We start from the raw sequence: 14953 nt of genomic DNA on the forward strand, positions 1-14953 counted from the left end.
CGGGTTCAGATCCGCTGACCGCCGACCGGTCCCGTGCGGCGGGTGCCGGTTGGGACCGAACGACCGCGCAGGAGCAGGCCGAGACCGACCATCCCCTCGCGACCTCTCAAACCTGGTGATCAGAGACCGACCACGTGCGCGGTGTCCGCGCCTCCGTCCAGCTCCTGGATGTCGTTGTCGTCGGCCGCCGCCAGTTCGACGCCCGCCCGCAGGGTACGGATCAGCTCGTCGGTGAATCGGCGGATGGTGCGGTGCGCGGTCAGCGTGTCGGGGTGCCGGGCCCGCAACGCGAGTCCGTCGTCGGTGCGCGAGATCCAGAACTGCGCGTCGTCGGCGGTGGTCGCGTTCGAGATGTGGTGGGCGTCGATGGTCCGGTGCCGGTCGGCGCCGGGCAGCAGCCGGTAGTCGACATAGGACACCATGAAGATGTCCGAGCGTGTGCGACGGAGTCCGCCCATCGCCTCGATCACCTGTGGGACGGGAACCTCGCCGATCGTGACCGCGCGACGGAGTTCGGGCCCGGTACGCCGGATCGTCTCCAGCAGATCGCCGGTGCCCACGACCCGCAGCGGGGCATTGGTGGTGAACCATCCGACTGCGTTGCGCCACCTCTCTTCCCGTCGCGTGTGCATCGGGAACAGAAGGGGCAGTTCGGGTCCGCCGCCGCAGCGGCGCACGGCGTCGGCCATCGCGGCCAGCGTCCCGCCGAACACGCTCGCGCCGCTGCGCCGGCACAACTCGGCGAACTGCTCCGTCTCCCGCCGGCCGAGGAGTGCGCGCACCTCGGTGGCCTGTGGCGCGGTGGCGCCGGGTTCGACCCCGAGATCCAGCGGGAAGGTGGGCAGTGTGCCGTCCCGGTCGTCGAAGAACCGGAGCCATCGGCGCATCCGCGGGTCGGACAGTGCGACCGGGGGCGCTGTTGACTCCGCGGCGCAGAAGTCGACGAAACTCCCGCTCATCGCGAGGGCGGTGGTATCGAAAAGCTCTCCGTGGCAACGGAATCCGTCGTACAACCGGTGCAGGTCGTCGATGACGATGGAGATCGAGTAGGCATCCACATGGCAGTGGTCGAATCCGCAGATGATCGTCGACGCGTCGTCGCGGTCGATCGCCGCGAACAGGAACGCGGGGTAACCGAAGGGGTGGCACGCGCGATCGAGGGTGTCGCGAAGCCGGTCGCGTAGGACGGTGTCGGCGGTCGTGTCGACCACGCTGCCGAGGTGCAGGACGAGGTCGTCCGGATCGTAAGCGTGTCGCCGGATTCCCGCGGGACCCGCCGAGAACGACGACCGCAGGGTGCCGTGCCGGGCGATGAGCGCCCGGTAGGCGGACCCAAGCGCCGCACGGTCCACGCGCCCGCGGACGGTGAACGCGGCGGCCAGCCACGTACTCGAGTCACCGGCCGTGGCCAGGTGCACGGTCTGGTTGAACGACGGTGGTACGTCGGATATCTCGGGCCGGGCGGCCGAGACGTCCACGGTCCAGGTCAACAGTTCGCCGGCGGGTGGGTGGTAGCGATCGATGGTGGTGACGTGCACGCCCGCTCACGCTCCTCTGCGTAGCGCCGAGTCGGTGGCCGGGGCAGCTCGCCCGGAACCGGCCGCCGGTGCCTGGATCCGCCGGTCGCCGGTGGCGGCGATGTCGGTCATGATGTCGCGTAGGCGCTCATAGTAGGGACGGGCCACCGACTCGGCGAAGCGCGTGCCCGGGATCTGGCTCCCCAGGTAGAGCTCGTCGTGATCGCGATTGATCCACGCCGACGCATTGGCCGTGCGCCCCTCCCCGGTGAACAGCGCACCGCGCCGGAAGGCCTCGCGCGAGGTGCCGGGAAACCAGCGAAAGTCGATGTACGACAACAGGTTCGGTGCGGTGATGATCGCGTCCGGGGTGGCCCCGGCGGCGGCGATGGCGGCCAGTGCGGCGGCGACCGGGACGGCGGCCAGGTCACGAGCGCGGCGACGGGCCGCATGGGCCGCCGGGATCAGTTCGGAGAACGTCGACGCGCCGGCGAGGGAGAACTCGACCGGGGCGAAGTTGCAGAACCATCCCTGCGACGTCGCGTACCCGTCGAGCGCGGCACGCGTGTTGAAGACCGTCATGCCGTAGTAGTCGTCCGCGCCGGCCAGTTCGCGGTCGGCGACGGCGATGGCGGCGTAGATGCCGTCGACGAACCGACCCCCCGCCGCCCGGCAGACGGTGTCGAAGGCGACGATGCCGGCACGATCGAGCAGTGAGACCTCGACCCCGGCCACCTGCGCTGTCTCTCCCGGCCCCAGCCCGAGGTCCAGTGGGAAGCGCGGCATCTGCAGGTCGTGCCGTCGGAAGATGTCCTGCCACGCCCTGGTCTGGGGTGACCCGGCCAGATGCTCGGCGGTCACCTCCGCTTCCGCGGCCGCATAGGCGAAGTAACTCCCGGCGGCCAGCATTGCGGGGTCCGGGTCCGGGTGGCCGTGCCCGTCCGGCCGGATCAGTTCGGCGTAGATCTGCGCGATCTCGTCCAGGGCGAGGGCCTGTGAGGCGCCGTCGGAGAGCGCGTGATCGCACGCCAGGAAGATGGCGAAGCCGCCCGGGCGGCGGACGACTCCGAAGGAGAAGCCGGGGAAGGAGTCGCTCGGGGTCTCGCGGTCGAATCGGTCGACGAGATAGGGGTGGATGTCCTCGGTGCTCGCCAGTTCGCCGTCGACGTGTGCCTCGAACTCGATGTCGGACGGGTCGACGACATGGGCGGTGACCTCTCCGTCGCGGCATTCGAACCAGGTGCGTAGCACCTCGTGTCGCCGGACGAAGAGCGTCAGGGCGGTCCCGAGTGCCGCGGTGTCGAGGTCGCCGTCGATCTCCGTGCCCGATCCCAGGTATCCGCGATGGGTACGGCCCGCGGCCCGGGCCACCGCAGCACCGCGGACGTGGTTCTGGGCCAGGAAGGTCACCGGAGCGGTGTGGGCGGGCGCCGCCGCCGCGGCCGCGCGGCACGCCTCGGTCGGATCGAATCGCACGGCGGTCCCCGGTTGTGGGCGCCAGTTGCCCATGGCCGTGATTCTCATCGGGTCCTCTCGTCGGTCATGCGGGGCGGGCGCCGTCGATCGCGGTGGCGCCGGCGAAGTTCGCGTGGGTGTAGGAGGACAGGGGCAGTCCGGTGCCGGTGGTGGCGAGTGCTCTCAGGACGGTCGCGTACGACGTGAGGAGGTCGCGGATGCTCGAGTCGGCGGGGTCATGGCCGGGATGCCGGGCGGACAGGGTGATCCCGCCGGGTACACGCGCGATCCAGAGGTAGACCTCGCGGTCCGACCGTGAGCCGCCCCGCAGGATCTGCGCGCGAGCCGCCTCCCATTCGGCCGCCCCGGGGACGTGGCGGATGTCGAGATACGACACCACGAACTCGGGTTCGCCGCCGGTACCGAGCAGTTCGACGATGCGCTGGTAGGGGAAGGACGGCAGATGGCGCACGGTGTCGATGGCGGCCGCGGTCGCGTCGAGCGCGTCGTCGAACGTGTGGGCGGCGGTGAGGTCGACCTCGAGCGGCGCCAGACCGACATACCAGCCGACCGACCCGGCATACCGTGCCTCGGATCGGGTGTGCATCGGCATCGTGAGCCGCAGCGTGTCCCGGCCCGTGAGTGCGCGGAGGGTGACCGCGAGGGCGGCGAACACCGCGGTCTGGGTACCGTGCCCGCGCGCACGCGCCGCCGAGGTCACGAAGGTCGCCTGGTTGTCGGTGGCGACGTACTCGGAGATGCCGCGCTGGCGCGGGGTGCGCGCACGGTCCCGGGTCTGCAGGTGCGGACGGACCAGCGGGAGGTCGAAGCCCGGGGACTCGGCGGAGCTGTCCAGGAAGGCGCGCCATCGTGCGACGACGGGGTGATCGACGGTGAGTCCGAGTCCCACCGCCCGATCGTGGACGCTGAAGTCGAGGTGGCTGCCGACCTCCGCCATCTCGGTGGACGAGCCGTGCCGTGGGGAGAGGTAGAGCCGGCGGATCTCGCTCATGCTCAACAGGATCGAGTACGCATCCATCACCACGTGGTCGGCGGCGAAGGCGACGGTGAAGCCGCGCTCGGACTCGATCGTGGCCACGATGCAGTGCGGCCACCGCGTCGGCGCGAGCCTGGTGTCGAAGACCGCGGTGAGCAGCTCGCGGACGTCGTCTCCCGAGTCGAATCCGCCGACCGCCTCGGCGTCGACGCCGAGATGCGCACCGCGGTAGGTGCGGCGGCCGTCGTGCGGGTCGTCGGCTGTCGGGTCCGAGGTCGAGCGGAGGGCTTCGTGCCGGGTGATCCACCCCCGCAGGCAGGCATCGAAGTGCTCGTCGTCGAGATCATCGTCGATCTCGAAAATGGCCCCGAGCCAGGAGGTCTCGTCGGAGTCGTAGGCGGTCGACCGTCGTATCGAGGCGGACTGGTCGTAGGTGAACGGTCGCGGATCGGTGTGCCAGCCCGCGGAATCCGCGCGTGTGGTCGGTGTCCAGATCGTCACCGTCCCGGGCGGGACGGGATAGTCGGACAGTTCGGTGAACTTCATTCGCGGTCGTCCATGCGTCGGTCATCCGTTCTCGGGCCGCGACGCCATGCCATGCCTTCGCCGGCAAGGCCCCCCGGCCCATGAGTTCTGATCTGAGACAACAGGAATCGCCCGTACCCCGATGCACGCGCACGACCTTGTCCGACGACGTCCCGGAGGTCTCTCCGGTCGAACGGACCGCATCACGGCCGCCTGTGTCTGAACCGAGCCTAAGCGGTCACATCGGACATGTGCAGCGGCAGGAGTCCGTGAGCTTCATCACGGGGACGGTGTCCAGGTGTGCACGGACGCACCGCCGGTTTCGGAATCGCGCTGCGAGACAGAGGTTTTTAATCCGAATTGGGTGTTCGGACCTGCGGTCAAGGGCGTTTCGTTGCGTTCATGTAAAGAACTCATGACGAGCGGCTGCCGCACAGGGGTGGCATCGGAGGGAATGCGCGGTCAGGCCGGGTTGCGCCGAAATGCATTGCCGGGCAGCACGGTATGCCGGGACAGGTCACGTTGCGGCACCCGGAGAGCTCACCTACCGTGGGCCGAGAAGGGTGCCGGCAGCGGATCGAGCGGGCCCACTCGAAGTCGAATACACGCATCGGGGGTGCCATGTCCACGACCGTCCCGGCCATCGAGGCCCACGGTCTGACCAAGCAGTACGGCGGGACGCGTGCGGTCGACGCCGTCGACCTCCACGTACCCGCGGGCGGGGTGTTCGCTCTGCTCGGAACCAACGGTGCGGGCAAGACCACCACCGTGCGCATGCTCGCGACCTTGCTGCGCCCGGATGCCGGGGGCGCCCGGATCTTCGGGCACGACGTCGTCGCGGAGGCGACGGCGGTTCGATCGCTCATCGGGGTCACGGGGCAATATGCCTCGGTCGACGAGGATCTCACCGCTCGCGAGAACCTGATGATCTTCGGTCGTCTGATCGGGTCGTCGCGCCGCCGAGCCCGGGTGCGTGCCGACGAACTGCTCGAGGAATTCGGGCTGGGGGCGGTCGCCACCCGCCGGGTGGGGCACTTCTCCGGCGGGATGCGCCGGCGCCTCGATCTCGCGGCTTCGCTGATCACCCGGCCACGCCTGCTGTTCCTCGACGAGCCGACCACCGGACTCGACCCACGGACGCGGGCGCAGATGTGGCAGACGGTTCGTGAGATGGTGGCGCGCGGTTCGACCGTGCTGCTGACCACCCAATATCTCGACGAGGCCGATGAACTCGCCGATCACATCGCGGTCATGGATCGCGGCCGGGTGGTCGCCGACGGGACCGCCGACGAATTGAAAGCCGGAGTCGGCGACATGAGTGTGAAACTCGAATTGGCCGATGCGGACGATCTGATCGCCGCGGCAGAGGTGTGCGCGCCGTTCACCGCGAACGGCGAGGCGACGATCGCGCGCGGCGAGGGCATCCTCGTGCTGCCCATGTCCGACATCGACCCCCTCGCCGACATCCTCGGTGCGCTCCGCGCGCGCGGGCTCGGGCTGACGTCGGTCAACGTCGTGCGCCCGACCCTCGACGAGGTGTTCTTCGCGCTGACCGACGGGGGCGACCCCACGCGATCGGCACCGATGGCCGCACGGGCGGATTCGGCAGGAGCCCGCGCATGACCACCGGTTCCCTGCAGCCGAGCGCACTCGCCGCCGGCGACGCCCCGGCCGAACCCCACGACCGCGTTCGGCCGACCGCCGCGGTGATGCAGTCACTCACCATGACCCATCGTGGCCTGCTGAAGATCAAACACAACCCGCAGCAGCTGTTCGACGTCATCGTGCTGCCCATCGTGTTCACGGTCATGTTCTCCTCGATCTTCGGCGGCGCGATCGCCGGGAACGTGGTGGGCTATCTGCCGCTGCTCATTCCCGGCGTACTGGTCCAGGTGTGTGTCGCGGCGTCGGTGGTCACCGGCGTCCAGCTGCGCGAGGACCTCGATCGCGGGGTGTTCGACCGGTTCAAGTCGCTGCCGATCGCGCGCATCGCGCCGCTGGCCGGCGCCCTGGTGGCCAACACGTTGCGGTACGTGGTGGCCTCGGCCATCACGGTCTGCGTCGGGGTGATCATGGGGTACCGGCCGGCGAGCCCCGTGGGGGTCGCCATCGCCTGTGCCCTGATCGTGGTGGTGGCATTCTCGCTGAGCTGGATCTTCGCGCTGCTCGGCGTCCTGCTCGACAAGGCGTCGACCGTCCAGGGCGTCTCGATGCTCGTGCTGATGCCGATCACCTTCGTGTCGAACGCCCTCGTCCCGATCGACACCATGCCCGGATGGATGCAGGCCTGTGCGTCGGCGAATCCGGTGTCCCATCTCGTCACGGCAGCGCGCGGACTGGCCGCGGGCGAAGACGTGGGAACCGACATCGCCTACACGCTCGTGGGCGCGGCGGCCGTCCTCGCCGTCGTGGTGCCGGTGACCCTGCGGACCTACATGCGGCGGACCTGAGTGTCCGCACCGAACCGATCAGCGCAAGGAGTAGCCATCATGGGCACGCCGCTCACCTTCTCGGTGGTCGTCCCGGTCTTCGACGAGGAGGACACGATCGGCGACTGTTTGACCCGCCTGGCCGCACAGTTCGACCAGATCACCGAGATCGTGGTGGTGGACAACAACTCGACCGACGGCGGCCGGGCGGTGATCGATGCCTGGTGTTCGGCTGATCCCCGTGTCCGGGTGATCGACGAAGCACGACAGGGGTTGGTCTACGCGCGCAACGCCGGACTCGACGCCGCGACCGGTGATCTCATCGCCCGCATCGACGCCGACACCCGGGTGCCGCCGGACTGGGCGCGGACGATCGTGGAGTTCTTCACCGCGGATGTCCGCGGTGACTGGGCGGCCCTGTGCGGGCGCGGGGAGGCCTACGACGTGCCGCTCGCCGGCAGGTTCGACCGGTGGAAGACCCGGCTGCACCCGCTGAACAAGTTGCGGAGCGAGAAGTCCGTGTCCGAGGTGCCTGTCCTGTACGGCTCGAACATGGTGCTGCGCCGTGCGACCTGGGTGCGGATCCGGGACCGTGTCAGCATGCGACGCAACATCTTCGAAGACGTCGACATGGGACTGTGTGTCGGTGACGCCGGGGGCCGTAACGCGTTTCTCCGCTCGCTGACCGTCGGGGTGTCACCGCGCCGGATGGAGACCGGCATGGTGCCGTTCGTCCGCTACATGAGTTTCCTGCCGCGAACGTTCCTGCTGCACCGTCGCTTCGGGTTGGCAGCGGGTTCGGCGGCGGTGTACGTGCCCGCTATCACGGTCGCGCATGCGCTACGACTTGTCGTGTTGCGGTCCTACGACTCCCGGACCGGGCGCGTCGACCCGCGAAACCTGTTGCGGGGCGGTGGTTCCGATCGAGTCCTCCCGTAGGGTCGGGCGGTCGGTCGGCGTTCCGGGATCAGCCGGCGCCGCGCACCGTCGTGACGCGCACCGTGTCCTCGACGATGTCGGCCGCCGTGTGTACGGCCTCGTCGGGGGCGATGAGTCGACTGCGGAGCTCGGCGGACCGTCCCCGGACCTCGGTGTCCAGGATCGTGTCGAGGGCGCCGATCAGCGACTCCGCTGTCACCCGAGCCATCGGCAGCGTGGCCCCGACCGCGGCCTTGCTCACCGCCCGGCCCCAGATCGGCTGATCGGCGCCGACCCACGTGATCAGCGTCGGCAGGCCGGCACGCAACCCGGCGGCCACCGAACCCGCGCCGCCGTGGTGGACCGCGGCCCGACACCGCGGCAGCACGGTGTCGTGATCGACGTGTCCGACGACGCGGATCGCATCCGTGAGTCCCGATGCCTCGGATTCAGATGTGGCAGAGCCGGATTCGGTCGACATGAAACCGCTCCAGCCGCCCGACACCAGCAGGCGGATCCCGAGTCGCCGCGCTGCGGTCCGGAATGCATCGGCCAGACCGTCGGGGTCGGCGGGCAGCATGCTGCCGAAGCCGACGTACACCGGGGCGTCGCCGGCGTCGAGCCAGTCGGCCAGCGTCCCCGCTCCCGAGGCCCCGTCGAGTCCGGCGTCGCCCACCCCGGCGCGTTGCGCGGCCGCAAGGGTGAAGAACCCGACCAGCGGCCGGCGCCGGCCCCACTGGGTCGCGAGTCCGTCGAAGAGGGCCGGATCGTAGGCCTGGATCTCGGGAACGCCGGTACGGCCGATGAGTTCGGAATACGGGTGGTTCAGCGGCGACAGTCCGAGATCGGCCCGCAGCGTGGTCTCCGCCGAGCGGGTGGCGAGCCACAGGGCGCGTTCGGCGACGCGCCAGCTCAGGTCGTTGACGATCGCCGGGGCGTCGATGCCCAGGTGCGCGAGCAACGACACCGAGCTGTTGCGCCGGATGGGGCAGTAGTGCAACGGGATGTGGGGGATGCCGAGGACCGCCGAGACATTGTGGGCGCGTTCCTGACCGGCGCTGCTCGCGATGATCGCATCCGCGCCGTCGGCGAGTTCGAGCAACCGCTGCTGCATCGCCCGGCCGTCCCGCACCGACATCGCCGACACCGCACGCAACCGGGTCCGGGGGTTCTTCGACCGCATGTCCTCCCGGACCATCTCCGAGTCGAGCAGGGCACGGGTGCTCGACCCGTACGACTCGGTGGGAACCCCTGCGCCGCTGCCGAAGTCGACCAGGTCGGGTGGCAGCGCGAGAGTCGCCGTGTGGCCCCGGCCCACGAGCTCGGCGGCCAGGGCGACGGCCGGCTGGGCATCGCCGCGACTGCCGTTGACTGCGATCACGAACCTCAACGTCGAACCCCTCACGTCTGGGTGCGGTCGGATGGGCGACCCGTGCCCGGCGGTGGCGGATCGGGACCGATTCTAAACACGGTCGGCCACCGCGGCGCGCGGCCGGAGACCGGGATCACCACCCGGCCGGGAACCAGGATCACCGGGCGGTCGGCATGAGGATCTCGTTCGTGATCAACGGAACCCGCGGGGACGTCCAACCGGCGACGGTGCTGGCCTGCGCGCTCGCGCGGCGCGGACACGACGTCCGTCTCGGGGTGCCGCCCAACATGATCGGGCCGGCTCTCGATTGGGCAGACGGCATCACCGGGCTCGAGGTCGTGCGTCTCGGCTTGGACACCCGGGCCCACCTCGAGTCGGTGGCGCGAGCCCGGAAGCAGGCCGGCCGTCATCCGCTGCGACGGCTGCGCGTGCTGCTGTCGCTCCGGAACGCCGGGTGGGACCAGCTCGTCTCCGACATGGCCGAGGTCGTCGACGGTGCCGATGTCATCGTCACGGGATTGATCACCGAACAGCCCGCTCTCGCCTTCGCCGAGTCCGCCGGCGTCCCCCTGATCTCCCTTCATCACGCGCCGGTGCGGCGTAACAGTCGGGTCGCACCGGTGCCCGGTCACCTCCCGGGCGGACCGCGTGCCGTCCGGACGCAATGGGTCGCCTACGACGCCGCGTTCGCCGTCCTCACCCGACGGCGAGAGCGCCGGCTGCGCATGCACCTCGGGTCGCCCGGGTCGTCGGCGTCCTACGCCGCCCGACTGCGGGCAGCGCCCGGCCTCGAATTGCAGGCCTACGACCCGATGTTCGGCGTGGAGCACGAACGCAGGTGGACCGCCGACTCCGCGGTTCGTCGTCGTCCGACGGTCGGTTTCCTCGGATCGCCGGCAGACCAGCCCGTCGCCGGGTCCGACGCGCTCACGTCCTGGCTCGACGCCGCGGACGCCCCGATCTATGTCGGATTCGGGAGCATGCCGCTGCGGGGAGAGGCGGCCACCTTACGCGTCGTCACCGAACTCGGTCGGCGGCTCGGTCGACGAGTCCTGGTGTGCGCCGGCTGGACCGAAATGGACGCCGAGGTCCGGGCCGAGATCGCATCCGAGGCGGTGCGGATCGAGTCCCAGGTCGATCACCGCACGGTCTTCGGCCGATGCGCGGTGGTGGTCCACCACGGCGGCGCCGGAACCACGGCGGCCGTTCTGCGCGCGGGCCGGCCGTCGGTCGTCTGCTGGTACGGCGCGGATCAGCCGTTCTGGGGCGCCGAACTCGAACGCCTGGGGGTCGGCGTGGCGATGCCCATGGCCCGCGCGGGACGGGACCTGGACGTGGACCGGTTGACCGACGCCGTCGCGTCGATGCTCGATCCCGCAGCCGCCGAGCGGTCCGGACGGCTCCGCGACGCCCTGGTGGCCGAGGATGTGGCGCTCGGGGACGCCGTGCGCGAGATCGAGCGTTCGGTGACAAGCTCGAGCACGGGGCCACGGCTCCCACAGGGACCACACAGTCACAGCGCAACGAAGGTGGACGTATGACGACGACGAAGTCGCCCATGGCCGAACAACCCGACGCCGGGCGGGCACCGGGTCTGCGTGGCCTCGCAGCCCGGCTCCGCGACGAGCGGGCGGCGATCCGAGGCGAGCGCCTGACCTCCGAGGACGCCCCGTTCTGGTTCGTCACGCCGGCACTCGGCTGGTCGGTGGTGCTCCAGCTCGTGTGGGTGTTCGACGAGGAGGTCTCGATCGAGACGCTGACCGCGATGAACGCCGCGTTCGCGCGAGGGCGCCTCAACCGCATGCTCGTCGTACCGGATGTCGTCGGAGCCCGCCCGCGGTGGGTTGCCGCGCCCGACGCACCCGGGCTGGCCGCCGACAGCCGACCGGTGCCGGAGGCGGAGATCGACGACTGGGCGACCGCCGAGATGTCCTCGGTTCCCCTCGACGCCGAGGGCGGGCGGTGCTGGCGCCTGCGGTCGGCGCCCACCGCGTCGGGTGGAACGGTGGTGTCCCTCTGTGCCCTGCACGTCGTCACCGACGGTCGCGGCATGCTCGCGGCGGCCGCCGAGGCCGCCTCGGCGTCGGAGGTGCCACTGGCTCGCGACGCGGACCGGGCGTCCGGGGCCGATCCGGCGGCGACGACGCGTCCGCCGGTCTCGTGGCGGCGGCAGCGGATCGGCGACCTCGCCGACGCCGGGTCGCAGGCCGGCGCGGTCCTCGCCGGGCTCGTGCGGGCGGCACTCGAGCAGCGCAAGGCCGGTGGCCCCGAACCCGACCCGCGTCCGGTCCGCGCGCCGATAGCCGAACGGTCGCCGGCCGCCGACTTCACCTGGGCGACCGCGACGGTCCCCGCGACGGACTTCGACCGGGTCGCCGCCGAGCACGACGGCACCGCGAACACGCTGTTCATCGCGGTGGTCACCGGCTTGCTGCGCTCCAGTGGCCATGCGCCGCTGCCGAATCCGATCAAGGTCGGGGTCCCCGTCGACCGTCGTGAGAGCGAGGCGGACACCCGGTCCAACCCGATCGCCGGTGTGTCGGTGTACCTCACCGACGAGCCGGTCGCCGGTGGCGATCTCGGCGGCATCCGGGCGGCGTGCAAGGCGGCTTTCGTCCGGCTGTCGGAGGGTCGCCGGGCACCGCACATCCACCTGCGGCCGTTGGCCTGGTTCCTGCCGCCCGCGGTCATCGTGAAGCTGGTCAGCGCGGGCAACGGGATCCCCGACGCGGTGATCTCCAACCTCGGCGACATCCCCCCGGAGGCAACGGTGCTCGGCGGGCGGTCGGCGCGCAAGGTCGCATTCCGCGGCATGGCTCAGGGCGTCGACGCCTCGGTCGGCCAGCGCTTCGGTGACGGCGTCCAGTCGTGGCTGGTCCGCACCCGTGATCAGGTGACCTTCACCGTGCTCGGTTGCGACGAGACGAGTTTTCCCTCCGATGCCGTGGTCGCGGACCTGCTCGACCGGGAACTGACGGCCTGGGGTCTGCCCCATGAGATCTGGTGATCATGACACCTCGTGAAGCTGAGGAGCACACGTGACGGCAACGGCAACCGACACCCGTCCCGCCGAGGTACTCCGCGTGACCGGCCCCGACGAGTCGTACCTGCTCGTCGCGGAACTGTTCGGGATGGGTGCGCCCATCCAGATCACCTGGGTCTTCGACGACGACCCGGGGGACGCGGCGATCGAGTCGTTGTGCGCCGGACTCGCGGCCGGGCCGCTGCATCGTGCGGTGTCGCGCCGTCGGGTCCCGTTCGCCCGGCACCGCTGGGTGCGATCGACGATGCCGGTCCGACCCGGGCCGGTGGCGGTCGTCGAGGCCGACGCCGTCGGGGAGTGGGCCGACGCCGTCCTCCGCGCGAGCCGTCTCGATCCCGTGCGGGGAACCGGTTGGCAGCTCGACTCGGCTCGGATCCGCGGCGGCGGGCGCGCGGTGTCCCTGCTCGCCTCCCACATGATCACCGACGGTCACGGCCTCTACCGGCTGGTGGCCGACGCCGCGGCGGGCCGCACCGCCGGTCTGCCCGCTCCCGTCAGCGGACACTCTTGGGAGGCGGTCCGCGCCGACGCCGCCGACGCCGCCGAGTCGGTGCGCGCAGCCGCCCGATCAGCGCGAATCCTGATCCGCGAGGCCCGGGCGGCGCGAGGCACCGACACCGGGTCCGCCGACACCCGATCCGCGCCGGAATCGTCGCGTACCACGCGTCCGGCGAGACCACGGTCCGCGCCCGAGCCGGACACGACGCTGGCGACGGTCGACGTCTCGGCAACCGAATGGGCCGCGCGCGCCACCGAGCACGGCGGTACCGGCAACTCCCTGTTCACCGCCTTGCTCGCCGGTATCGTGCACCGTTCGGGTCGCCCGCTCGACGGTCCGATGAAGGTGTGCATAGCGGTCAGCAAGCGGGACGGCGACGACGACAACCGCGCCAATGCGTCGGGCGGGGTGTGGATCCGCCTTGCCGACCCCGTCGAACCGGACACCGACCTCACCGCCATCCGGTCATCGAGCAAACGGGCCTTCGTCGACTACGCCGAGTCCGGGGCCGATCAGGCCGCCGACAACCTGCAGCCGATCGTGCGCATCCTGCCGAGACGACTCATCGGTCGGTTGATGCGCGGAATCCCCGGACCCGACACCACCGTGTCGAATCTCGGGGCCACGCCCGACTCGGCGATGCGGATCGGCGGTCATACGGCGTCCCGGTTCGCCATCCGCGCGGTGATGCAGGGGATGCCCGCCCAGGAGCGGCGCGAACGCGGCCCGGCGGTCGCCGCCTGGGCGGTCACCTACGGCGACACCGTCACGCTCACGTTCTTCGGCATCGACCCCGACGATTTCGGCGATCCCGTCCGGCTGCGCACACTGATCGCCGACGAGTTGACCGCCTGGCGGATCGGACATCGATTCTGGTGACGCCGGCACACATCGCGATCATTCTGTACGGCAGCCGGGGCGACATCCAGCCCGGTATCTGCCTCGCCCTCGAACTCCAGGTGCGCGGCCACCGCGTGAGCGCCCTCGTCCCGCCGAACCTGGCCGGCCTCGCGCGGGCCACCGGCGTCCGCGACGTCCACGAGATCGGTCTGGACTCCGACACCGCGTGGTCGTCGGAGGACGCGCGGTCGGCGCGCAACAGTCGTAACCCATTGGCGCGGATGGCGTTTGCGTTGCGGACGGTCCGCGGCGGATTCGACGCCCTGGACGCCGCGCTCGAGCGACTCTTCATCGCGGGTACGGCGCCGCTGCACGACACCGACCTCCTCGTCGTCGCGCCGCTGTGCCAGGACCGCGGGCTGGCGGTCGCCGAACATCTGGGCATCCCGCTGACCGTGCTGAGATACGGCCCGATGTCGGAGAACGGACTCCTCGGCGCCGTACCGGGACTCACCGACAGATGGTCGCCGGAGTGGAAGCGGCGCTCCTGGCGCCTCGCCGACCGGTTGACCTGGGCCGCGACCGCATGGAACGAGAATCGGTTCCGGCGCCGACTCGGGCTCGACCGGGCTCGGCGACCGCTGCCGGTGCGGCTGAACGCCTCCGGGATCCCCCAGATCCAGGCCTACGATGCGGAGATGGTTCCGGGCCTCGCCGCGGAGTGGGACGATCGCAAACCCGTCGTCGGATTCTTCGACCTGCCCGCGGGAAGCCGGGCGGGTATCTCCGAGATCGACGCCGGGGCAACCGATCTCGGCCGATGGCTGGCCGCCGGCGAAGCTCCGCTGTTCGTGACGTTCGGCAGCATGCCGATCCTCGACCCGGAGGCTCTGATCGCCCGCTGGCGGACAGCCGCCCGTGCCCAGGGGGTGCGCTGCCTCATCGCCATGGGAGATCCGACCGGAGTCGATCCCGACGACCCGGACGTGTTCTACGTCGCGGGTGTGGACCACGCGTCGGTCCTGCCGCGATGCGCGGCCGCAGTCCATCACGGCGGCGCCGGCACCACCGCGGCGAGTCTGCGGGCCGGCCTCCCCACCCTGGTTTGCGCGGTCACCGCCGATCAGCCGTTCTGGGCTGAACGGGTCCGTGCCCTGGGCGTCGGGGCGGCCGTCCGGCTGTCGAGTTTCACCGACGACGACGCGCGCGCGGGTCTCGCGGTCCTGTTCGACGACGGAACCCGTTCGGCCGCTGCTGCTCTCGCCCGCCGGATGACGCCCGCCGACAAGGCCGCCGCGGCGGCCGCCGACATCTGCGAAGCCCGGCTGACCTAGAACCCACAGACGACTGCGGCCACC

General features: G+C 70.8%; 11 protein-coding genes. 7 read left to right on the forward strand and 4 right to left on the reverse strand.

The features are described 5' to 3' along the window. Positions 1-119: 119 nt before the first annotated feature. The 3 genes from AS181_RS16970 to AS181_RS16980 are packed head-to-tail and all read right to left on the reverse strand — an operon-like array spanning position 120 to position 4515. Positions 120-1538 carry a condensation domain-containing protein gene (locus AS181_RS16970; protein ID WP_058252723.1) on the reverse strand — a complete coding sequence of 473 codons (1419 nt, stop codon included), beginning with the start codon at positions 1536-1538 and terminating at the stop codon, positions 120-122. Between the two features lie 6 nt (positions 1539-1544). Then, positions 1545-3041, reverse strand: a complete 1497-nt coding sequence (locus AS181_RS16975) for a condensation domain-containing protein (RefSeq protein WP_058252724.1) — start codon at positions 3039-3041, stop codon at positions 1545-1547. A 16-nt stretch (positions 3042-3057) separates the two neighbouring features. After that, entirely contained in the window at positions 3058-4515 is a 1458-nt protein-coding gene (locus AS181_RS16980) for a condensation domain-containing protein (protein ID WP_058252725.1), read from the reverse strand. Between the two features lie 600 nt (positions 4516-5115). Here AS181_RS16980 and AS181_RS16985 point away from each other — a divergent pair. Genes AS181_RS16985 through AS181_RS16995 form a run of 3 tightly spaced genes read left to right on the forward strand, consistent with a single transcriptional unit; the run spans position 5116 to position 7862 of the window. Next, the gene (locus tag AS181_RS16985) at positions 5116-6117 is read left to right on the forward strand and encodes an ATP-binding cassette domain-containing protein (RefSeq protein ID WP_058252726.1); all 1002 of its coding nucleotides are present in this window, start codon (positions 5116-5118) and stop codon (positions 6115-6117) included. Further along, positions 6114-6944, forward strand: a complete 831-nt coding sequence (locus tag AS181_RS16990; protein ID WP_058252727.1) for an ABC transporter permease — start codon at positions 6114-6116, stop codon at positions 6942-6944. Before AS181_RS16985 ends, AS181_RS16990 begins: the two co-directional genes overlap by 4 nt. A 39-nt stretch (positions 6945-6983) precedes the next feature. Beyond that, entirely contained in the window at positions 6984-7862 is an 879-nt protein-coding gene (locus tag AS181_RS16995; protein WP_058252728.1) for a glycosyltransferase family 2 protein, read from the forward strand. Positions 7863-7890: 28 nt separating this feature from the next. Here AS181_RS16995 and AS181_RS17000 read toward each other — a convergent pair whose 3' ends face one another. Further along, entirely contained in the window at positions 7891-9222 is a 1332-nt protein-coding gene (locus AS181_RS17000) for a glycosyltransferase (RefSeq protein ID WP_231742518.1), read from the reverse strand. A 164-nt stretch (positions 9223-9386) separates the two neighbouring features. On the opposite strand from AS181_RS17000, the gene AS181_RS17005 reads away from it, so the two are divergent. The 4 genes from AS181_RS17005 to AS181_RS17020 are packed head-to-tail and all read left to right on the forward strand — an operon-like array spanning position 9387 to position 14929. Continuing rightward, positions 9387-10754, forward strand: coding sequence for a glycosyltransferase (locus AS181_RS17005; RefSeq protein ID WP_058252730.1), 1368 nt, complete (start codon positions 9387-9389; stop codon positions 10752-10754). Further along, positions 10751-12220, forward strand: coding sequence for a hypothetical protein (locus tag AS181_RS17010; protein ID WP_058252731.1), 1470 nt, complete (start codon positions 10751-10753; stop codon positions 12218-12220). Before AS181_RS17005 ends, AS181_RS17010 begins: the two co-directional genes overlap by 4 nt. Positions 12221-12251: 31 nt before the next feature. Next, positions 12252-13634 carry a hypothetical protein gene (locus AS181_RS17015; RefSeq protein WP_058252732.1) on the forward strand — a complete coding sequence of 461 codons (1383 nt, stop codon included), beginning with the start codon at positions 12252-12254 and terminating at the stop codon, positions 13632-13634. Then, entirely contained in the window at positions 13631-14929 is a 1299-nt protein-coding gene (locus tag AS181_RS17020) for a glycosyltransferase (RefSeq protein WP_058252733.1), read from the forward strand. Before AS181_RS17015 ends, AS181_RS17020 begins: the two co-directional genes overlap by 4 nt. Positions 14930-14953 lie beyond the last annotated feature (24 nt).

Origin of the sequence: Gordonia sp. SGD-V-85, assembly GCF_001456905.1 — a bacterium.
Lineage (GTDB): Bacteria > Actinomycetota > Actinomycetes > Mycobacteriales > Mycobacteriaceae > Gordonia > Gordonia hongkongensis.